Below are 20141 nucleotides of genomic sequence, written 5' to 3'. Positions count from 1 at the left end.
CAGCCAGCCCGCTGATTCCGGCGTCCGTCAATAGCCGACAACGGGAGAATGTGCCTCAGAAAAGCTGTCCGAAGTGACCGCAGATAATTCACATAACGCAGGAGGGAGGAATGCCAACTTGGCAAAGGCTGGCGATTGTCGCCACAGCCGCATTCGTGACAGCGGCGACGGCGGTGCAGGCCGACACGATCAAGATCGGCGCGACCGTCAGCGCGACTGGCTCTGCGGCGGCGCTCGGAGCGCCTCAGAAGGAGTCATTCGAGGTCCTTCCGACCGAACTCGGCGGTCAGAAAGTCGAATGGATCGTTCTGGATGACGCTTCGGACGGAACGAAATCCGCCGCCAATGCCCGCAAGCTCATCACCGAGCAGAATGTCGACGTGCTCGTCGGATCGACGATCGCTCCGACATCCCTTCCATTGGTCGATATCGCGGCGGAGGCCAAGGTGCCATTGCTGTCTCCGACGGCAACAGCTGCGGTGATCGAGCCGATGGACGATAGGCGGCGTTGGGCTTTCAAAATCGTCCCCAACGACCGCATCATGGTCAATGCGACCACGGATTACATGGCCAAACAAGGCGTCAAGACGCTCGGCTTTATCGGCTTCAACGATGCCTACGGTGATGGCTGGTTCCGCGAATTGGAGAAGGTAGCCGGATCGAAAGGGATCCGGATCGTCGCGCGAGAGGCGTTCGCGCGCACCGACACGAGCGTGACGGGTCAGGTCCTGAAGCTATTGGCCGCCAATCCGGATGCGATTCTGATTGCGGCTTCCGGCACACCCGCGGTCTTGCCGCAGAAATCGCTTCGAGAACGCGGATACAACAAGCCAATTTACCAGACTCAAGGTGTCGTGACGCCGGCATTCATCCAGCTCGGCGGCAAATCGGTCGAGGGTACCGTGCTCGCAGCCGGCCCCTTCGCTGTGGTGGAACAGCTGCCGGGGGACGACCCAATCCGCAAGACCGCCGAGGCGCTCATCGCGGAATACAAGAAGAAATTCAACAAACCCGCACTTATCTTCGCAGCCCATCAGTGGGACATCGCGACCATTCTGAACCGCGCCATTCCGATTGCCTTGAAAAGCGGAAAGCCAGGGACGCCGGAATTCCGCAGCGCGTTGCGCGACGCGGTTGAGAGTCTCAAGGAAGTGCCGCTCATCAACGGCTTCGCCACCTACTCGCCTACCGATCACAACGGATACGACCATCGCGCGGCCTCGATGATGAAGGTCGAGGGTGGGAAGTTCCTGCTCCTCCGCTAATATCGATTACGAGCTTTGATCGGGCACGAACCGCGCAAGTGGCTCCTGCCCGATCATGCTTTGCGAGTCGCTCACGACAGCGGCGAAGGCGCGCCTCTCTGGAGAAAGATGTGGACTCCACCACCCTCCTTTACATCGTCCAGGATGGATTGGTGAACGGCTCGGTCTATGCGCTGCTCGGGATCGCCCTTGTCCTTGTCTTCACGGTCACGCGCATCATCTGGATCCCCCAAGGTGACTTGGTAGCCTTCACTGTCCTGACTTTGACAGCTCTTCAGCAAGGCGACTTCCCAGCAATCGTATGGCTACTCGTCGGATTGTCAGTCACTGCGGGCCTATTCGACTTAATTCGCGCGCGCCGGAAACTGACCGCCCGCCTGTTTGGGAGAGTTGCGATTGTAGATGTCGTACTCCCGCTGGCGCTGGTGCTCGTCGTCCAGGTCCTTGCGCCGCTGAAGCTCGGCCTGTTTGTCGAGGTTGTACTCACAGCGGCGATCCTTATTCCTCTCAGCCTTGTCATCTACCGTCTGGTTTTTGCGCCACTGGCTGAAGCATCCGTTCTTGTGCTTCTCATCGCCGCTTTCGGTGTTCATCTCGCCCTAATCGGATTCGGTCTGCTGTTTTTCGGCCCTGAAGGCGTGCGTACAGAGTCGCTGCTCGACTTTGCGGTTTCCTTCGGGAGGCTTCTCATCACCGGCCAGAACATTGCAATGGTGATCACGACCCTTCTCTTGTTGGTGGCGCTTTGGTTGATTTTTGACCGCACGCTCACCGGGAAGGCGCTACGCGCCTCCGCGATCAATCGAACTGGCGCCCGCCTGGTGGGAATTCCCATGGCATTGTCAGGCATGTTTGCGATCGGAATCGCGGCCCTGATCGGCGTTGTCTCCGGCGTGCTGATCGGACCTGTGACGACCGTTTATTTCGATACCGGCCTGATGATTGGGTTGAAGGGTTTCATCGCCTCGATCGTCGGAGCGATGATCAGTTATCCGGTGACGGTCGGCGCAGCACTTGTTGTCGGATTGACCGAAGCCTTCGCTTCCTTTGGCCTCAGCGCCTACAAGGAAGCGATCGTTTTCTCCCTGCTCATTCCGGTGCTCCTTTGGCGATCTCTATCCTCGGTCACCGTCGAGGAGGACGAGGAATGACGACATCGCGCCGTGCAGCGATCGCATTCGCGGCTGTCACATTTGCACTGCCATTCATTCCGGGATTCCGCGACTTCTGGATCACCCTCGCGATCTATATCGGGCTGTTCGGCCTGGTGACGCTCGGGCTTGTCCTGCTCACCGGCGTTGGAGGGATGACGTCCTTCGGGCAAGCAACCTTTGTCGGTTTCGGCGCATACGCGACAGGCGTGCTGTCTGTTCGATACGGTCTATCGCCGTGGCTTGCCCTGCCGGTTTCGTTGGGGATCACAGGGCTGGGCGCCCTGCTGATCGGTGCGATAACAACCCGACTGTCGGGTCATTACCTCCCGGTGGGTACGATCGCCTGGGCAGTGGCTTTCTATTACATCTTCGGCAACACCGCCATTCTTGGCGCCCATGACGGCCTGTCCGGGATTGCACCGCTGTCGATCGGGTCCTACGCGCTGTATGACGTGCGATCTTTCTATCTCGTCCTATGGGTCTTCGTCGTCCTCGCTTTCATCCTGTCTGCCAATCTCCTGGAGTCACGCACCGGGCGCGCCATCCGCATGCTGCGTCAGGGTCGCCTCGCCGCCGAATCCTTCGGAGTTAATACCCCCCGGATCAAGCTGATTGTTTTCTGTTATGCGGCACTATTAGCGGGACTATCCGGATGGCTTTTTGCGCACTTCCAGCGCGCTCTGGCGCCCTCGGCTTTCGGGCTAAACGCAAGTATCGAATACCTGCTGATGGCGGTGGTCGGAGGAGCGGGCCACATTGTGGGTGCACTGCTCGGCTCGTCTCTCGTCACGCTGCTGAAAAATCAGCTTCAAGATCTGCTGCCCCAACTGCTCGGGCGAACAGGGAGCTTTGAAACCATTGCCTTTGGGATTCTGCTCATAGCAATCCTGCAGACCGCTCCAACCGGGATCCTCCCGCTTTTCCGACGTTTCTTTCCGGCCGCCAAGAGGCCGGACCCGGCCCCTGCCCCGGTACTGACCAGACGGAAACATCAATCGGCCGGCCCGCTACTGGAACTGAAGGGCATCAGAAAGACGTTCGGCGGTCTCGTGGCGGTCGAAAACGCCAGCTTCTCCGTCGAAGCCGGCACGGTCACCGCGCTGATTGGACCGAATGGCGCAGGCAAGTCGACCCTCTTCAATTTGATCACCGGGATTTTGTCTCCCTCAGCGGGCGAGGTGTGGTTTGCAGGCCAACGCATCGACCGGTTGTCATCGCGCGAGATTGCAGCACTTGGAATTGGGCGCACCTTTCAGCACGTCAAGCTTGCGCCGGACATGTCCGCGCTGGACAACGTCGCCCTTGGCGCACACTTGCGCGGCCATGCAGGTACCATCAGAGCCATGTTCAGATTCGACAGGGACGAGGAACGGCAACTGCTTTACGACGCAAGCCAGCAACTCGGGCGTGTGGGCCTGGCCGACCAAATCCATCGGCCGGCAGGCAGCTTCGCTCTGGGACAACAGCGGATACTCGAAATCGCGCGAGCTCTGGCGCTGGACCCCTCCCTCATGCTGCTTGATGAACCCGCCGCTGGACTTCGCTATCGCGAAAAGAAAGACCTTTCGTCGCTGATCCGGAAGGTCAGCGAGGAAGGCGTCGGCGTTCTGTTAGTCGAGCACGATCTCGAATTCGTCATGGGGCTTGCAAGCCGCGTTATCGTTCTCGATTTCGGCGTCAAGATCGCCGAGGGAACACCGGACGAGATCCGGCGAAATCCCGCGGTCATCGAGGCATACCTTGGAGACGCGGCGTGACCCAGACGATCCTGTCAACGCGCGACCTGTCGGTCTCCTATGGACGGGCCGAGGCCCTGCACAGAGTATCAATCGATCTCGCACGCGGCAGCATCGTTACTGTCATCGGCGCAAATGGCGCAGGAAAATCGACATTGCTCAACGCCATCATGGGGTTGCTGCAGAGTTCGGGCGATATCCATTTTGATGGCGCCGATATCGGCGAACTTTCTGTCGAACAGCGTGTTGCCGCCGGCATTACGCTGGTGCCCGAGCGAAGAGAATTATTCACGACATTGTCTGTCGATGACAATCTGCGGCTTGGCGCTTTTTGGACGAGACGCGATGAACTCTCTGCGCGGCTGGACACAGTCTACGCGAACTTTCCTCGCCTGAAGGAACGATGGCGGCAGCATGCCGGTACTCTGTCGGGTGGCGAGCGACAGATGCTCGCGATGGGACGTGCCCTCATGGCGAGCCCAACTCTCCTCATGCTCGACGAGCCGAGCCTGGGGCTCGCGCCGCGCATCGTCAGCGAAACCTTTCAGATTATCTCTAACCTCGGCGCGACTGGGGTCTCCATCCTCCTGATTGAACAAAACGCGCGCGCAGCACTGGACTTGGCAAGCTATGGCTACGTTATGGAGCTTGGTCGCGTACCGATTTCAGGCCCCGCACAGGTACTTGCGCGGGACGAACGCGTGGTGGAAAGCTTCCTCGGAATGGCGATGCGAAGCGACGATGACATCGGAAATCGTTAATCGGAGATCTGGACTGACCTACTTCCCGACATACCCTCGTTTATAATGAGAGTCTGTTCGCCGAGCAGGTTAACAGCGTGGTGGCCTGATTCATCGAGAGGCCTTGTCCAAACCTTTTTGGGAAAGAACCCATAATCGGCAACTCGCACTGGACTGCACAGCGAGAGCTCGCGGCCCGATACGCGTTTATGAAGTCAGCTTGCGGCGCATCAAGGCTCGTCAGGTGGGATCGAATTTTGATATCTACGAGTACGACGAGCAACTCCGCCGTCGCAGCCCTTAAGTTTCTGCCGTTGTGACCGTATGCAAGTCTATGAAAGTCGCGACAGCGCAAGCTACAGAACCCCACGAAGCAACATTCCGACGCGCTTAAATTCATTAAGCAGATCGAAAATCTATACGCGCGCTTGCTGCCCGAGGGCTTCGGTGTTTGTCGCTCGAACGGGACAATTCACCGATTGACCGGACTAGCCGCGCGGCGCACATTCTCCCGTCAGTCATTTCGCGCAGCGTTACGATGAAAAGGACGTCAGGTATGTGTCGCCAGCGCGGCCCCGGCAAACCAATCAGCTGAAATAGCGAACGCTGGCGATGGCGGCACCTTCGGCGAGGGCCCTCAGCTTGGCCCAAGCGATCTGCGGATGCGCGCGGCCTCCAACGCCGCAATCGGCGCCGGCGATCACGTTCTCCCTTCCGATCACCTCCGCGAAACGACCAATGCGTTGCGCCACCAGTGCAGGATGCTCAACAACGTTGGTGGCGTGACTGATTACGCCGGGAATAAGTATCTTGCCGTCGGGAAAGGCGCAGTCCTTCCACACTTCCCATTCATGCTCGTGACGCACGTTGCCGGCCTCGATCAGGTAGGCGCCGGCATTCACCGCTAACAGGATCGGGACCATCTCGTTGAGGCCTATATCGAAGGCGTGAGGGCCGTGCCACGAGCCCCAGCACAAATGATAGCGGACCTGCTCCTGCGGGATTCCCTTCAGCGCGTAATTCAGCGCCTCGACGCGCATCATGCAGCGCTTGCGAAATGCCTCGAGGCCCATGCCGATGCCGATACGGTCCCAAAGCGCGGGCAGCCAAGCGTCGTCCACCTGAAGGATCAGGCCGGCGTCGGCGATAGCTCGGTATTCGATGGCGAGGGCGTCGGCCAGGGCGTAGAGAAACTCTTCCTCCGACGCGTAGAAGCCTGGCGAAACCGCGCGTGCGCACCGGCACTCGATGGCGGCAAATCCGGTTCATGGTCGAGGGCGACGGCGTCACCACTACAGTGGATGGCAAAGACTGCCCTATGAAATTTGGCGACCTCGTGCTCACGCCCGACTGGGGCTGGCATGGACACCGCCACGAGGGCAAGCGCGAGGCGATGTGGCTCGACGTTCTGGACGTGCCGCTGCACAACTATCTCGGCACCGCGCGTTTTGAGCCGCCGCCTATGATCGAGGTGCCCCCACGACGGACGACACGGTCTATTCGGTGCCCAACATCCTGCCGGAAGCGCACGTCGGCCGGCGAGATCACTCGCCGCGCTTTCGTTATCCCTATGTCGACGTAGTCCGCGCGCTTTCCGGCGCGCCGCGCTCCCCGGATGGGGCGCGGCGTGTGCGCTACGTTAACCCGCTGGACGGTGGCTCGGCGATCACGCTGCTCGACTGCTTGATGATGCAACTCGACGAAGGTCAGCAGACGGAGCCGTTCCGAGAGAACGCAAACGCGCTGATGCTGGTCGTCGAAGGCGAGGGCGAGAGCACGATCAGTGGCACCAGCATCGCCTGGAAGCCGCTCGACATTATCACACTGCCGCAATGGAACTACGTCTCGCACCGCTGCACGAAGGGTCCCGCGCGGATCTTTCTCGTGACCGACCGCGAGGTGTTCCGTAGGCTGCGCGTCTATCACTCCAATCTAAAGGTCGACGAGGGCTGAGTCGAACGTGAGACTGTGCTGGTTTGATAATTTCCGCTTGGACGTGGTGGAGGGCGACGGCGTCGCCGACGTCACCGCCGCGCTGGACGTACTGCCGCGGGCTGTCTACCCGCCGCGCCTTTCTGGCGACCTGTTAGTTGCGCATCTCGACAAGGTGGTGCCGGCAGCGAGGTCGCTCGCCGGCTCCCGCAAACGCAAGCCGCTGGCCGATGTCTACTTCCGGAGCCCGGTGGCCAGCCCGACGAAAATCATCGGCGTGCCGGTGAACTATCTCAAACATGTCGAGGAGGCGCACGAGCAGCGCGACGAATTCACTACGCGCTATGCGGGGGGCCTGGAGGACCAGGGACTGTTCCTGAAGGCAAACAGCGCGCTCACGGGATTCGGCGAGGGCATGCGGATCCGCTTCCCCCACCGGCGCAACGACCACGAGATGGAACTCGGAATGGTGATCGGCCGACCGGGCTCCCATATCGCGGAGGAAGACGCGCTTGAGCACGTAGCCGGCTATACGATTGCGCTGGACTTCGTAGTGCGCGGCCCCGAGGATCGCAGCTTCCGGAAATCTCCGGACACCTATGCAGTGCTCGGTCCTTGGCTGACAACCGCAGACGAGGTGGCGGAACCGCAAGCCCTCGATCTCCGGCTGAGGGTGAACGGCGAGACGCGGCAGGAGTCAAACACCCGGCATATGATCACGTCACTGAAGCCAGATCGCGTGGGCATCGCAGTTCTACACGCTACACCCCGGCGACGTCTTCATGACCGGGACCTGCGAGGGCGTTGGCCCGGTGGCGAAGGGCGACATTCTTGACTGCGAAATCAACGGAGTGGCTGCCGGAAGGCTTATCATCGGCTAGATGCAACGCGACCACGAAATCGCAAGTCCCGCCGCCGGCGCCATGGCTGGTGTGCGAAGCAGAGCATGCCCATGCCGAAGTGTCCTTCGAAGTGCGGTACAAGCTAGCCAACGGCCGTCTTTCCCTTGCCTTGGTCGCCCATCGGCGCGCGGCTCAACTCGTTGTTGGCTTCGACGAGCCGCAGCAGCGTGTCGAGGAACTGCGCCCGCTCGACCTTGTTGAGTGGCGAAAGGATGAGTTCGTCGATCTTCTCCGTCCGCCCGGCCATGACGCTGATAATCTCCTTGCCCTTCGAAGTCGGAAACAAGGCTTTGGTCCGCTTGTCCTTGTCATGCTTGCGGATCAAGCCGCGCTTCTCTAGTCGGCCGAGTACGTTGCTGGCGGTCTGTCTGTCAATCGCGATGGAACGTGCCAACGAGATCTGCTCGATTCCCGGCGATTTCTCGATGCCCTTCAGCGCGGCAAACTGAAGCGAGGTGAGGTTCAAGTCCTCGGCCTGGTCAAGAAAGACCGATACACAGATTTGGTGCAGCCGCCGGACGAGATGGCCTGGTCGGTGAAACATCCGCTCCCGTCCCTCGGAAGCCGCCTTAGCCGACTTTTTCTTCGCAGATGCGCCGCTCACCATTCTCTTCCACCGCTGCGTTGCACCGGAACTATACGCCGACGATAACTGGCAACAAACTGCAAAGCATCGGGCGACCTGCTCCGATCCGTTATGGCACTATACTGTTAAGGTTTGAACTGCGCACCGCCCGGGACCTAGGGTTCGCGACAGACGGAATTCAAAGGACACGGCAGTGCCAGCAGAGTGCGCGGTCCCAGCAGCAAACATTGGTTTCGCTCGTTCTGATTTTGGCCGAACTTGGACGGGGTGCCTTGCTGGTGGCTCGACATCCGACTTGAGTTGCGTCCGCTTTGGTCAAAGCAGACATAAAGAAGGGGCCTCTCGGCTCCTTCTCAACGCTAAACCCAGAAACCAGCTCAAGCAGCTTTCTTGAGCCTGTGGGCTCGTTGAGCAACAGAACCTGAGGGTCATTGACCAGCGTGCGCGCGATCGAAACACGCTGCGTCTCTCCGCCGGACAACCCGCTGAAGTCCGCTCCGCGTAGCGACGCGTTACCAGCCGGAAATCGATGGGTGAGATCCCTGTCCTGTACAGCGGAATAGGGTTCAAGGAGCGAGGTGGGGCGTTAATATAGATGGGAGACATTCGGTCCGAACAGCTGTCGGCCGGAAGTGAACCTTTCTGCAATTCTGGATGCCCAGCTTGGGGAGTTCGCCATGAAGCCGCCAGATCAGGAAGCCGGTTGGAAGAACGCCAGCATTCTCAGCGATGCTTTGTCGGCCCCCGAGAACCTCACCGAGAATGAGGGTAACGGATTATGCGAACTGCGGCGCGAAGCACGAGCGAATCTTCGCGAATTCTTCTGGCTACAGTCCGCGGACAAACCTTTAGCTGCCAAATGCGCCCTGAACGAGCGCTTCCGTCTCAGAGCTTTTTGTTCGGCCAATGCGAGATCGTGTGATGCACACAATCCCCGACATGCTCTTTCAGGGTTTTCTTCGCCTTCGCGGCGTCCCGCTTGAGCGCGTAATCCAAAAGATCCCTGTGTTGGCGAACCGGAGCTTCGTCCCGGAATTTGAAGGTGATCATCTGGTAGCGGAAATAACGGTCGAACGCCGCGGCATGCGCCTCCATCAGGGTCGCGGACCCGCAATTGGAAATCAGCGCCTGATGGAATTCGCTGTCGTATTGCTTCCACTGCTCGGATGAGCCGATCTGCGATTTCATAAGCTTCTCGGTCGCCGCGAGCTTGTGATGGGCCGAGACCACCCGCCCCTCCCATTCGACATCCGCGCGCTCGAATGATTGCTCGATGGCATGACACTCGAGCAGCAGGCGCAGATCCGCCAGTTCCTTGAGATTGCCGATGGAAATCGGCGCAACCTCGAAGCCCCGCTTGCCCTCGGCGACCACGAGCTTCTCAGACGCGAGACGATTGAGCACCTCGCGCAGCGTGGTAACGCTCAGACCGTAATCCTTGCGCATCACTTCAAGACGCAGGCGCTGCGACGGTTTGAGCCGTCCGAAAATGATGTCGCCGCGGATGCGGACATAGCCCTCGTCGGCGACCGAGGTGACTTCGAGCGTTTCGACCATGGTCATCGAACGATTCTCCGCAATCGCATCTTCTTGGCAGCCGTGTTCCGGCGCGGCAAGCCAGAACCCAGCATCATATTAGATTACTAACATCGTATGATAAATGCCCAATCATCGTTTGACTGGATTTTCCTAGTATGCTGTTCTTTCCGCAAGACGGACAGCGAGCCGCAAGATCAACGGGAGGAATGCGAGATGAAATCCACCAAGGTCATGTCGTTTGCGGCCCTTGCCGCCGTCACGCTGGCGTTGGCCTCGCCGGCCGCGGGCCAGGACATCCAGGAACGGACGATCCGCTGGGGCCATCTGAACAACACCGACCATCCGGTCAGTTTCGGAGTGCAGAAATTCGCGGAAATCCTCGCTGCCAAGAGCCGGGGCAAGATGAAGGTCCGCGAATTCCCGGCCTCCCAGCTCGGCAACGAGATGCAGATGCAGAGCGCGGCCCGTGGCGGCACCCAGGAAATCGTGTCCGCCTCCACCGCCTCGCTCGCCTCCGTGGTGAAGGATTTCGGCCTGCTCGACCTGCCCTTCATCGTTGCGAATTTCGCGCAGGGCGAAGCGCTGGTCGGCGGCCCGTTCGGCAAGATGCTGCTCGACAAGCTTCCCGAGAAAGACCTGATCGGTCTCGGCTACTGGACGCTCGGCTTTCGTAACGTCACCAACAGCAAGCGCCCGATCGCAAAGCTCGAGGATTTCGAGGGGCTGAAGCTGCGCGTGCTGCCGAGTCCGGTCTATGTCGAGACCTTCAAGGCGTTCAAGGTCAATCCGGTGCCGATGAATTTCGCGGAGCTCTACAGCGCGCTGGAAACTCGTACGGTCGACGGCCAGGAGAACCCCTATTCGGTTACGTTCTCCAACAAATTCTATGAAGTCCAGAAATACGTCTCGTCGACAAATCACACCAATTCCTACAACATCATCCTGGTCAGCAAGAAATTCTGGGACAAGCTTTCGCCCACTGAGCAGAAGCTGATGCGCGAAGCTTATGCGGAATCCCGCGGCTACCAGATGGAGCAGACCAAGCTCGCGGTCGACAAATCGCTCGCCGGCTTGAAGGAGAAAGGCATGACCTTCACCGATATCAGCCTGCCGGAACTCGCGCGCATGCGCGATGCGACGAAGCCTGTGATGGACAAATTCCTCGCTGAATACGACCCCGAGACGGTCAAGCTGTTCAAGGCCGAGATCGATCGGGTTCAGAAGATTCAGTAACGTCCGGCGCGCACGGAGCGCCGAAACCGGCGCTCCGTCCGCTTTGCGATTCCCCGACAACGGCGAACCACCATGCAGCGCGTGCTTGACTGGTATTGCGGGCTGATCAAGGTGCTTGCGGTCGCCTGCCTCGCCGGCATGGTGATCCTGGTCTTCGGTAATGTGGTTTTGCGATACGGATTCAATTCCGGAATCGTCGTCTCCGAAGAGGCGTCGCGCTGGCTGCTGGTGTGGCTGACCTTTCTCGGCGCGATCGTGGCACTTCGAGAGCACCGGCATCTCGGCATCGACACCCTTGTGCGCAAGCTATCTCCGCGCGCCAAGCGTTTCGTATTCGTCATCAATTATACGCTGATGCTTTACGCAAACTGGCTGCTCCTGCTCGGCAGCTGGCGCCAGATGCTGATCACCTGGTCCGACCGATCGCCGGCGGCGGGATTCCATGTCGGCATATTCTATGCAGCGGGCGTGGTGTTCGGCGTGTCCGCGGCCGTCATTCTTCTCTACGACTTGACGCGCGTCCTGCTCGGCCATGTCCGCGAGGACGAACTCGTGGCCGTGCGCGAATCGGAAGAGGCGTGACGTGACGAGGACGGGTCACCATCCATGACCATCGCGGTCTTTACGCTGTCGCTGCTCGGCGCGATGGCGATCGGGATGCCGATCGCATTCGCGTTGCTGATCTGCGGCGTCGCGCTGATGCATTCGCTCGATATCTTCGATGCACAGATCATAGCCCAAAACACCATCAACGGTGCCGACAGTTTTCCGCTGATGGCGGTGCCGTTCTTCATGCTCGCCGGCGAGATCATGACCAAGGGCGGGCTTGCGCGGCGCATCGTCAATGTCGCGCTCACGCTCGTCGGCCATGCCCGCGGCGGCCTCGGCTATGTCGCGATCCTTGCCTCGGTGATCCTGTCCTCGCTTTCCGGCTCCGCCGCGGCGGATGCGGCCGCCCTCGCGGCACTGGTCGTGCCGATGATGGTCGCCGCTGGCCACAGCAAGATGTATTCGACGGGTCTCGTTTCCGCCGGCAGCGTCATCGGACCTGTCATCCCGCCGAGCATAGGCTTCGTGCTGTTCGGCGTGGTCGGCGGTGTTTCGATCTCGAAGCTTTTCCTTGCTGGCATTTTCCCCGGACTGCTTCTCGCGTCGGGCCTTTGCGTCGCCTGGTGGTGGGTAGCCAAGCGCGAGGATGCCAAGCGGGCGCCGCGAGCCTCCTGGATGCAGGTGCTGCGCGCCCTCGTCGACGGCTCCTGGGCGCTGATGCTACCGGTCATCATCATCGTCGGCCTGCGCTTCGGCATCTTCACACCGACCGAGGCGGGCGTCGTAGTCGCGGTCTATTCGCTGTTCGTCGCGACCTGCGTCTATCGCGAATTGAAGCTGTCCGACCTCTACCAAGTATTCCTGAATGCCGCGGTGACGACGAGCGTCGTGATGTTCCTGGTGGCCGCCGCCCTCGTCTCGTCCTGGCTGATCACGGTCGCGGAAATCACGCAGCAGGTCGTGGAACTGCTGCGGCCGTTCATGGCCAACAAGATCCTGCTCATGCTCGCGATCATGGTCATTGTCGTGATCGTAGGCACCGCGCTCGACATGACGCCCACGATCCTGATCATGACGCCGATCCTGATGCCGGTGATCCGCGAGGCTGGGATCGATCCTGTCTATTTCGGCGTGCTGTTCATCATCAACAATTCGATCGGACTTATTACCCCTCCCGTCGGGGTGGTGCTGAACGTCGTATGCGGCGTCTCCAACATCAGCATGGAAGAGATCATCAAGGGCGTGTGGCCGTTCCTACTGGCGCAGCTCGGCGTGTTGCTGCTGCTGGTGCTGTTTCCGTGGCTGGTCACGGGGCCGGCCAAGTGGCTCGGCGGGTAAGCGGAAGATTTTATGCTGCGGATCAAGATCATCAACGGACCAAACCTCAATCTGCTCGGCGTCCGCGAGCCGCACATCTACGGCACGACGACGCTCGCCGAGATCCAGAGAAGCTGCGAGAACACGGCGAGGGAATTGAAGGCACGGCTTACCTTCCTGCAGTCCAACCACGAGGGGCAGATCGTCGACTGGATCCAGGCGGCACGCGATGACGCCGATGCGGTCATCCTGAACCCTGCGGGATATTCCTTCTACTCAGTGGCGATCTTCGATGCGCTGAAGGCGTTCGAGGGACCGATCGTCGAGCTTCACCTGTCGAACATCCATGCGCGCGACGAACTGCACCGGCATTCTATCATGTCACGAGCCGCAACTGCCGTGATCTGCGGGCTCGGCCCGGCGGGCTATCTGATCGCCATGCAGGCTGCGGCACAACTCGTGGAAAAAAAAGCGAAGGCGGGCGCGACACATGCCGCCTAAAGCATTACTGGCGATCCGAAGCGATATAGAGGCTTCGGTCGAACAGGAATATTTGGAATGGCTCACCAGGGAGCACACGATTGAGCGTGTGAGCATCGATGGATTTATGTCCGCACGAATCTTTCGGTCACAGCAATCCGGGTTTGGACGCTACTTCATCCTGTATGAACTCGCCGACAGCAGCGTCGTGGACAGCCCGGCGTATCTAGAACGTCTGAACAACCCAACGCCATGGACAATACGCATGATGCCGCATCTCGGGAATTTTGTCCGGGGTGGAGGCGCAATAACGGCAGCGATTGGCGCGGGATATGGTGCGTCGATGGTGCCAATTTTGAGCGAGGCCGGCAGTAACATTGATGACCGAGACACGCTGAAGGCGTTCGTAAAGGCGGCAGGTATTGTCGCAGCGCGGATCATGGAGACAGATTCAGACCGCAGTTCCGTCGCAACTAGCGAAAAAGGTCTGCGATCAGGTGATCGGAGCTTTGGAGCACTATTGATTATCGAGGGGCTGGACGAATTGGTGGTGAGACGAGTTGTGAGCGATCTGACACGCCGAAAAGGGGCATTGGAAGAGGACTCGCCTTCGGAATTTTTGGTTTACTCCCAAATATTTCAGCTCACGCGCTAGCGGCAAGCACCGGCCGGGAATTTCCGATTACGCTGCTTTTGGCCTGAAGAGACCGGTTTACAAATTCAGTTTGCTGCCACGCGCGATACGAACCCGTCTCTACGAACAATTTGCGCTTGGATCCGCGCCCAGCGCGTTGGATTCGAACCGGTCTCAGCGCGAAAAGCACGAGACAGCTTGGAAAAACATTTTCGGGGAGCAGAGACACAGTGCGGAATCGCGCGAGCTTCGAAGAAATAAGGCTCCGCAGAGACTCTGCTGGCAGCAAAACTGAGCTGTGTTTGCGGTGAAATGGCCGGAGACCAGGAAGATTTAGGACCCATGTCCTAGTGTGGTGGCGCATGCATCAGCGTGCGAACCAGTCTCTGCATGCGCATTTCCCTGATAACAGGGAAAAAGACAGGGTAATTCGCGGTTTTCGGGGTTTCCACGCGATCTGCGAACCAGAAAAGTCTCCATTTTCTGGCCACAACTTGCGCTTTTCCCTGTGAGCCCGAACAGGGTAATTTTTTCATAGAACAGCGTAATGTGCAGGCATGAGCAGCGAGGTGATGTCAGCGTCGCAAAGCCGAGAAGCCTCTGGGCGGCGGGCGATTTCTTCTGGGGTTGATTCAGTCCGGAATCTGAACAAGGATGTGTCTGTATCGGCAAGCGTTCTCCAAACCCACCCCGTCACTGAGCACAAGAGGGCGCCTCTTCCGTTCGAGACGCTCCACGTTTGGACCTGCCTGCGTCCAGTCGGGGCTCCGTCGAACGGTCATACGACTCGCACAAACGCATCTCGGCTGGGCATCGGGCCGCCAACGCTTGTATGCATCAGAGTGGAGATCGTCGGCAATCGATCGTGGTTGCGGATAGAAACACAACTGGAGGGCCGCTCACAGTCAGAATCGGCAATCCGTGGCAGTACGGAGCAAAGAACTTAAGCTTATAGAAAGCAGCAGTGGCGCCGAACAGAAACGATTGCCGCTCATCTCAAGAGTCATCGCGTGCGGAAGCTTGGTGCGTCTTCACAGTATTAAGTGGGCTCGGCGTCATATCTCGATCTGAGCCTGTATGGACACAAAACTTGGTCAGATCGGAAGGCAGTTGCGGATCGAGCTCCTCCTGTTCGACCACTTTCGCTCCGTCCCGCGCGAGATACGCGGTGAGGACGGCTATTCCGGAATCTTGTGGGCACTCACGCGGGACGGATTTCGCGGTTATCGCCCGCCCGAACCGCTCAGCAATTTCCGGAGACATTAGATGCGGTTGGACCACGCGGCCGACGGCCTTTTCAATCGTGCGGAAGATCCACGTGCCGTCCGCATCTATGTCTGACCAGTGAAACAGCGGAACACCAACCGGGAGCTTGCCTATCAAAATCCGCAGCGCTTTCTGTGTCGCAAGCGACGGATATCCTCCCACGTATATTGTCACGCCTATGCGATCTGGATCAGCCTCAATGACGTGGCGGTTGAAGGATGCGAAGTTCTCAATGGTCAGCAGATACGTCGGCATGTTGCGAAAGCGAACGCGATCAGCTTCGTTTGGCGGAATTCCGAGGTATTGAAGCGAGGCGCTCGAGAGATCAACATCCGTGAGATTCACCTGCCCCGAGATCAGCAGAGGTGGTGCGAACTTTTCGAGCCCGAGCGTTCGTAGCGCCTCGCGCGGCCTCGCGTCGGGCGGCAGGTCAAGAATCCCGCCGAGCAGCCTTACGATCGATCCCTCCAACCGTTCCAGGCTCTTGCTGTTGCCCGATACCCTTCGCGAGAAGGTCCGGTAATCCATGCCTGCATGCCGCCCGTCGATTATCGCCTGCGCCAGCACGAACGCGCTGCGGACCTTCTCGGCATCGCCGGGCGAGAACCCATTCCACTTTCTCGCGCGCGTCCATGCGGACGCGATCTCCTCGGCGGCCGCGCTGAGGCGCGGATGCAATGCCAATCCGTCGACCACCATCGCGTACGCCTCGCGCGCGACGCCCGAGATTGGAGCCCGGCCGAGGTGCCGATAGAGCGCGTCTGCGGACTCCAGCTTCACGTGAGCGACTTGGTCGCGACGGTTGCCCCTACCATTCGCTAGCCGGACCGCCCCGGCATCTTGCGCGAGCCTGAGCTCTTTGATGAAGGCGTCCGCCGCCGTCACCGAAGCAAAGCCTGCATAATCGGGATATGCGACGGGTTCGCCGCCCCGGCTTCGTGGCGGTCGAGCAGATCCGCGAGCAGCTCCTTAGTGTCGGTGAACCGGCGCGGCACGAGTCACTCCGCCGCGATGCGCGTCTGCAGATCGGCGTCCGACATCAGGTCTGGGTCAATTGCGCGCAGCTCGCGGCGCGCGCGTTCTTTGATCTGCACGACGGTCGTGCGTGCGCCGTCGCCGATCCGGTCGACCTCGACGACCGTGTCGATATGCTCCAGAACGGCGACGCGCTTCTCGTTCGGAGCTGCGATGATGATCTGCAGTCCCAACTTCTTGTAGAAACTCATCATCTGCCGCTGGTTTTTGCCGTCCAATTTGGAGAACGCTTCGTCGAACATCGCGAGCGCCATGCCAGCCGGCCTTCCCGGGCGTCGCTGAGCGCTGCCGTAGACGGAGGCGAGCGAGGCACCTATTGCCACGTAGATCGGAACCTGCTGCTCGGCGCCCGAGCCGATGCCGCGCCTGGTCTCCCATCGCGTCGTGCGGCCCGTGGCCACATCCTCCATGTGGATCTCGAAGGTGTAGAAGTTTCGGTAATCCTCGAATTGCGTAAAGTCCTTGTCCGGATCTTCGAGCAGGGCTTCAAGCTCCGCGATCGTATCCTTGTGTGGGAAGTCCGCCGGGACCTGATCCCCGCGGAACAGCATGTCCAACGCTTCCGGCGAGGTTTTGCCGATCTCGATAATTTTCAGGATCGGCTGGAAGTCGGCAACCCTGGTATGATGGAACGAATACCGCTCGTTATGGAAGGGGTGGTCGTGCAGGCTGCGGTTCATGGCCTGCAGATCGCGTTCCATCTTGCTAATGCGCGACGTCAGCGCGTTAATGAACTCGCCCCGCAGCAGAGTCGCGGCCTTCTCGGCGGCTTCGCGCGCCTGCCGTTCGTACCGCCGCAGTTCGTTCGTTTCGATCTCCTGGATGAGCTGTTCGGCCCAGGGTCTAACTTCCCGGAGCGGTTCGCTTTCAGTGCCGACCTGTGAGCTCACGCCGAAGGTCTCGAAGTACTCGCCAAGCCCTCTGCGCACGCGCTGTTCGGTCTTCTGCCTCTCTTCATTCGCGGCCGCTTCGGCAGCGACAGCCTTGGACGCGATCGCGCGGTGGCGCTCCGTATCGTTCTTCTGTGTCGCCGCCGCGAGACGCTCGCGGTAGGCTGTCCGTCCCTTGGGGCGGGCATAGAGCGGGCGGTTCTGCTTCCAGATCGACCAAGCCAGCCGGAGGTTGAGATCCGAGCCGGGCGAGTTCTCCCCTTTCGCGAGATCGCGCTCGCAGACTTTGACCTCGACGTCGTTGTTATTGAACAGATCCTGCTGCGCGTCGCGCTCCTCGGTGCGCTTCTCCCAAAGTTCCGCCTGCGCCGTCCGCTTGGTCCTCAGCCCTCCGTCGCCCGCTCCATCAAGCGCCTTGATTCGCTCCTCCGCGTCGGCTCGCTCCTTGACCGTCTTCATATATTGCGCCGCAAGAGCTGCGGCCGATGCCGCCGGATCCTCGCAGAGCGTTTTTAGCGCGCCGTGGGCCGCGTCCACGATGCGCGCTTCCTTGACTGCGGTTTCCACCAGCTCGTCGAGTTCTTCGATCTTCTGTTCGAGATCCCGCAGCGCTTTCGCTTGCGCAGCCTTGCCGATCTTGTGTTCTGTGGGGTCGGCGGCGCGGTGGGTGCGGACGAGACCGTCGTCGTAAAGGCCGTCCTTCATCAGCGCCCGTCCGGGCAGATTGAACTGGTCCATCGTTTCGGCGAGGCGCACGGTACCGTAGCGGCGGACCAGGAACGCCCTGGCGTCCGCATCCTGCGTGCGGAAGATCGACGGGAAGCGGCCGGTCTCGGGCGGGCCCCGGTGCGCGTCGAGCTTGTTCAGGCTGACCAGCGACGCTCCTCTGAACTCGCGCCGTCCGGCCTTGAAGGCGGCGGTCGCCTTTGCAATGTGCGGCCGGTCTACAAACACCGCCTCCCTATCGCGGCCGAGCAGCCCCTCGGCGGCGGCCGTCCACTGCGGATCCGAGATTTCGACGAGATCGCACAAGACGCGCGGGGCCATGCTCTCCTGGCGCAGCTTGCGGCAGAGCTCCTGCGTGACCTCTGAAAGATGCGCGTTTGCTTGGCCGCTCCGGTGGCGGCTCGCGCGCTCGCGGAGCGCGTCGCGTTCGGAGCGCAACGCGCCCGCGTCCGCGAAAAGCTTCTGCCTCATCTCGTCCGTGCGTTTCGCGAGTTCGGGGGCGGCGGCCGCGAGGTCCTTTTCGGCTGCAGTCAGCGAATCGGGGACGCTCCCGATCTTCGCGCCAACGCCGGCGCTAACGACCTTAGCCAGGGTGGCAAGATGCGCGTCGAATCCCTGACCCTTCATAGCGGACAGCGGTTCCAGAAGCCCGATCGCTTCGACGCGCTTCTGGAATGCGGCCGCGGCCCGGGCGGCTCCCTCCTCGGCGGCCCGAAGGGTTTCCGCGGCGGCGCGCCGTCCGGATTTGGTATCGTGCTCGACGATGGCGGCGCTCAGCCGCTCGATCTCGTGCTGAATGGCCCTGAGGTCCTCGTTGAGAATCTTGAGCTCCTCACCCGCGGCATTACGTTTCGCGCGTGCGTCCTTGAGCTTGCGTCGGAGGTCGCAGTTCGCGGCTCTGGCGTAAAGCCATTCCGCGCGGCGGGCGATCCAACGTTCCTTGAACGTCCTGTCGTGGACCTCCTCCAGCTCCGTCAGAACGGTCTGCAGCGCCTTGAGCGCTTCGAGCTTCTCCCGCATCTTGCGAATAGTATCGTTGATGTTGCGGTACGTCTGGATCGACTCGCGCAACTCGCCCACCCGCATTTTGTTGTCTTCGAGAATATATTTGCGGACGAATTCGGTCGCGGTCTGGTCATGGTCGAGCGTCATCGCATTGACAACCGCCTTCTGCAGTGAATTGGCGTTCTGCTCGCCGACGAACGAGGCATGTGGCACCAGATGGCGCATGTACTCCCGCACGAAATCGATGGCCTTGTCGCGGTGGTTGACGAAGTTCTCTGCACCGATGGCATGCACAATGCGTCCACGGACGTCGTCCCAGTCTGCTGGAAAGCGGCCCTCCTTCCTGATCTCGATAAAGTCCTGCGTGGTCAGGATCTTGCCGATTGCGACGAACCGGGCGAGCACCGTCTCGTTGCTCTCCGACTTCCGCGCCTCTATGGCCATGCCGATTGTGACCGGCGGCCGTTGGCCTTCAGTGTCCGCGAATCCGAGCGCGATGTATGTGCGCGCCTGGTCACGCCGTCGCTCGTCCTCTCCGAGCGTCCCCAGGCAGTAGTTGAGGACGCTCCGTTTCGAGGTGCCACGGCTCTTGCCCTTGTCGCCGGCGACCGCGTTGAGACGGTAGATGTTGCGGTTTCCGCCGGTGAGCACAATCTGCGCCATGTCGAGGATCGTCGACTTGCCTGATCGGTTTTCGCCGAAGACCCCGGCGTGGCCACCGATCTCGATGTCCTCGAGCTCGAACAGGTGCCAGTTCACCATCGCGAGGTGGCGGAGCTCCATCATGACTCGTCTCCATCCTGCATTGGCGACCGGCTCTCCTCCTGTCGGATGTAGCGCTCGATGCGGGTGAGCGCGTCGCCACCGCTGATCAACTTGATCATCGGCCTGATCGCGACTTCGCAGTCCTGCTCGTCGGGATCGAAGTCTCCGATGTCGACGAGGCTGCGCTGAGAAGCCTCCTTCAAGATTTCGCGGAAACGGCTGATCGAGATGGCGTGCGACCCGTTCGGCTGTACCATCTCGCGGTAGCGGTCGTAATCTCCACGACCTGACAGGCTATCTGCTGGAGTCTGGCGGCTGGACCCACCTCAGCCTTGCAGCCATAGCTGAAGAGGATGAGCAGATCGCGATCGGCAATGACGATTCCTA

18 protein-coding genes and 2 pseudogenes are annotated in these 20141 nt (G+C 60.3%); 13 read left to right on the top strand and 7 right to left on the bottom strand.

Annotated elements, in window-relative coordinates:
* Window positions 1-110: 110 nt before the first annotated feature.
* The 4 genes from VNZ93_RS23210 (at window position 111) to VNZ93_RS23195 (ending at window position 4916) form a co-directional block, all read left to right on the top strand.
* The gene (locus VNZ93_RS23210) at window positions 111-1265 is read left to right on the top strand and encodes an ABC transporter substrate-binding protein (RefSeq protein ID WP_325711044.1); all 1155 of its coding nucleotides are present in this window, start codon (window positions 111-113) and stop codon (window positions 1263-1265) included.
* Between the two features lie 110 nt (window positions 1266-1375).
* Window positions 1376-2416, top strand: a complete 1041-nt coding sequence (locus tag VNZ93_RS23205) for a branched-chain amino acid ABC transporter permease (RefSeq protein WP_325711041.1) — start codon at window positions 1376-1378, stop codon at window positions 2414-2416.
* Window positions 2413-4176: a branched-chain amino acid ABC transporter ATP-binding protein/permease gene (locus VNZ93_RS23200; protein ID WP_325711038.1), complete on the top strand. Its 1764-nt coding sequence runs from the start codon at window positions 2413-2415 to the stop codon at window positions 4174-4176. Before VNZ93_RS23205 ends, VNZ93_RS23200 begins: the two co-directional genes overlap by 4 nt.
* Complete coding sequence (locus VNZ93_RS23195; RefSeq protein WP_325711035.1) at window positions 4173-4916, top strand: ABC transporter ATP-binding protein; 744 nt, start codon at window positions 4173-4175, stop codon at window positions 4914-4916. The genes VNZ93_RS23200 and VNZ93_RS23195 overlap by 4 nt, the downstream gene beginning before the upstream one ends.
* Before the next feature lie 566 nt (window positions 4917-5482).
* Here VNZ93_RS23195 and VNZ93_RS23190 read toward each other — a convergent pair.
* On the bottom strand, window positions 5483-6016 hold the full coding sequence (locus VNZ93_RS23190; protein WP_325711032.1) for a hypothetical protein: 534 nt from the start codon (window positions 6014-6016) through the stop codon (window positions 5483-5485).
* 146 nt (window positions 6017-6162) lie between these two features.
* Here VNZ93_RS23190 and VNZ93_RS24995 point away from each other — a divergent pair, with 146 nt between their 5' ends.
* The 4 genes and pseudogenes from VNZ93_RS24995 (at window position 6163) to VNZ93_RS23175 (ending at window position 7708) form a co-directional block, all read left to right on the top strand.
* Window positions 6163-6477 carry a cupin domain-containing protein gene (locus tag VNZ93_RS24995; RefSeq protein WP_414710172.1) on the top strand — a complete coding sequence of 105 codons (315 nt, stop codon included), beginning with the start codon at window positions 6163-6165 and terminating at the stop codon, window positions 6475-6477.
* Window positions 6399-6848, top strand: coding sequence for a hypothetical protein (locus tag VNZ93_RS23185; RefSeq protein ID WP_325711029.1), 450 nt, complete (start codon window positions 6399-6401; stop codon window positions 6846-6848). Before VNZ93_RS24995 ends, VNZ93_RS23185 begins: the two co-directional genes overlap by 79 nt.
* A 7-nt stretch (window positions 6849-6855) precedes the next feature.
* Window positions 6856-7494: pseudogene (locus VNZ93_RS23180) on the top strand (fumarylacetoacetate hydrolase family protein); the annotation flags it as partial.
* A 115-nt stretch (window positions 7495-7609) separates the two neighbouring features.
* Window positions 7610-7708 carry a hypothetical protein gene (locus VNZ93_RS23175; protein ID WP_325711026.1) on the top strand — a complete coding sequence of 33 codons (99 nt, stop codon included), beginning with the start codon at window positions 7610-7612 and terminating at the stop codon, window positions 7706-7708.
* A 103-nt stretch (window positions 7709-7811) separates the two neighbouring features.
* Here the strand turns inward: VNZ93_RS23175 and VNZ93_RS23170 are convergent, their stop codons facing one another.
* From VNZ93_RS23170 to VNZ93_RS23160, 3 genes and pseudogenes are all read right to left on the bottom strand, one after another.
* Window positions 7812-8336: a MarR family winged helix-turn-helix transcriptional regulator gene (locus tag VNZ93_RS23170; RefSeq protein WP_325711023.1), complete on the bottom strand. Its 525-nt coding sequence runs from the start codon at window positions 8334-8336 to the stop codon at window positions 7812-7814.
* A 157-nt stretch (window positions 8337-8493) separates the two neighbouring features.
* Window positions 8494-8799: pseudogene (locus VNZ93_RS23165) on the bottom strand (ATP-binding cassette domain-containing protein); the annotation flags it as partial.
* A gap of 401 nt (window positions 8800-9200) precedes the next feature.
* Window positions 9201-9878, bottom strand: coding sequence for a GntR family transcriptional regulator (locus tag VNZ93_RS23160; RefSeq protein WP_325711020.1), 678 nt, complete (start codon window positions 9876-9878; stop codon window positions 9201-9203).
* 189 nt (window positions 9879-10067) lie between these two features.
* Between VNZ93_RS23160 and VNZ93_RS23155 the strand changes: the two genes are divergently transcribed.
* From VNZ93_RS23155 to VNZ93_RS23135, 5 genes are all read left to right on the top strand, one after another.
* Window positions 10068-11087, top strand: coding sequence for a DctP family TRAP transporter solute-binding subunit (locus VNZ93_RS23155; protein ID WP_325711017.1), 1020 nt, complete (start codon window positions 10068-10070; stop codon window positions 11085-11087).
* A 72-nt stretch (window positions 11088-11159) separates the two neighbouring features.
* Window positions 11160-11669, top strand: coding sequence for a TRAP transporter small permease (locus VNZ93_RS23150; protein WP_325711012.1), 510 nt, complete (start codon window positions 11160-11162; stop codon window positions 11667-11669).
* Window positions 11670-11693: 24 nt separating this feature from the next.
* The gene (locus VNZ93_RS23145; RefSeq protein ID WP_325711009.1) at window positions 11694-12974 is read left to right on the top strand and encodes a TRAP transporter large permease subunit; all 1281 of its coding nucleotides are present in this window, start codon (window positions 11694-11696) and stop codon (window positions 12972-12974) included.
* Between the two features lie 12 nt (window positions 12975-12986).
* Complete coding sequence (aroQ, locus tag VNZ93_RS23140; protein ID WP_325711006.1) at window positions 12987-13454, top strand: type II 3-dehydroquinate dehydratase; 468 nt, start codon at window positions 12987-12989, stop codon at window positions 13452-13454.
* Window positions 13444-14088, top strand: coding sequence for a hypothetical protein (locus VNZ93_RS23135; protein WP_325711004.1), 645 nt, complete (start codon window positions 13444-13446; stop codon window positions 14086-14088). Before aroQ ends, VNZ93_RS23135 begins: the two co-directional genes overlap by 11 nt.
* A gap of 975 nt (window positions 14089-15063) precedes the next feature.
* Here VNZ93_RS23135 and VNZ93_RS23130 read toward each other — a convergent pair.
* The 3 genes from VNZ93_RS23130 to VNZ93_RS23120 all read right to left on the bottom strand — a co-directional run bounded on the left by VNZ93_RS23130 (window position 15064) and on the right by VNZ93_RS23120 (window position 20011).
* The gene (locus tag VNZ93_RS23130; protein WP_325711001.1) at window positions 15064-16113 is read right to left on the bottom strand and encodes a Wadjet anti-phage system protein JetD domain-containing protein; all 1050 of its coding nucleotides are present in this window, start codon (window positions 16111-16113) and stop codon (window positions 15064-15066) included.
* A gap of 218 nt (window positions 16114-16331) precedes the next feature.
* Window positions 16332-19751 (bottom strand): SbcC/MukB-like Walker B domain-containing protein, encoded by a 3420-nt coding sequence (locus VNZ93_RS23125; protein ID WP_325711077.1) that lies wholly within the window; start codon window positions 19749-19751, stop codon window positions 16332-16334.
* A 20-nt stretch (window positions 19752-19771) separates the two neighbouring features.
* A complete protein-coding gene (locus VNZ93_RS23120; protein ID WP_325710998.1) occupies window positions 19772-20011 on the bottom strand; it encodes a hypothetical protein in 240 nt (79 codons plus the stop codon).
* Window positions 20012-20141: the final 130 nt, after the last annotated feature.

It is taken from the genome of Pseudorhodoplanes sp. (genome assembly GCF_035565795.1).
Taxonomy (GTDB): domain Bacteria; phylum Pseudomonadota; class Alphaproteobacteria; order Rhizobiales; family Xanthobacteraceae; genus Pseudorhodoplanes.
The sequence above is the reverse complement of the archived record's forward strand: the minus strand, read 5'-3'. Positions and strand labels throughout refer to the sequence as shown.

Coding starts and splice junctions, on each gene's coding strand:
- VNZ93_RS23210 (WP_325711044.1), top strand. CDS start 111: ATGCCAACTTGGCAAAGGCTGGCGATTGTCGCCACAGCCGCATTCGTG.
- VNZ93_RS23200 (WP_325711038.1), top strand. CDS start 2,413: ATGACGACATCGCGCCGTGCAGCGATCGCATTCGCGGCTGTCACATTT.
- VNZ93_RS24995 (WP_414710172.1), top strand. CDS start 6,163: ATGGTCGAGGGCGACGGCGTCACCACTACAGTGGATGGCAAAGACTGC.
- VNZ93_RS23175 (WP_325711026.1), top strand. CDS start 7,610: ATGACCGGGACCTGCGAGGGCGTTGGCCCGGTGGCGAAGGGCGACATT.
- VNZ93_RS23170 (WP_325711023.1), bottom strand. CDS start 8,336: ATGGTGAGCGGCGCATCTGCGAAGAAAAAGTCGGCTAAGGCGGCTTCC.
- VNZ93_RS23160 (WP_325711020.1), bottom strand. CDS start 9,878: ATGACCATGGTCGAAACGCTCGAAGTCACCTCGGTCGCCGACGAGGGC.
- VNZ93_RS23155 (WP_325711017.1), top strand. CDS start 10,068: ATGAAATCCACCAAGGTCATGTCGTTTGCGGCCCTTGCCGCCGTCACG.
- VNZ93_RS23150 (WP_325711012.1), top strand. CDS start 11,160: ATGCAGCGCGTGCTTGACTGGTATTGCGGGCTGATCAAGGTGCTTGCG.
- VNZ93_RS23145 (WP_325711009.1), top strand. CDS start 11,694: ATGACCATCGCGGTCTTTACGCTGTCGCTGCTCGGCGCGATGGCGATC.
- aroQ (WP_325711006.1), top strand. CDS start 12,987: ATGCTGCGGATCAAGATCATCAACGGACCAAACCTCAATCTGCTCGGC.
- VNZ93_RS23135 (WP_325711004.1), top strand. CDS start 13,444: ATGCCGCCTAAAGCATTACTGGCGATCCGAAGCGATATAGAGGCTTCG.
- VNZ93_RS23125 (WP_325711077.1), bottom strand. CDS start 19,751: ATGGTGAACTGGCACCTGTTCGAGCTCGAGGACATCGAGATCGGTGGC.
- VNZ93_RS23120 (WP_325710998.1), bottom strand. CDS start 20,011: ATGGTACAGCCGAACGGGTCGCACGCCATCTCGATCAGCCGTTTCCGC.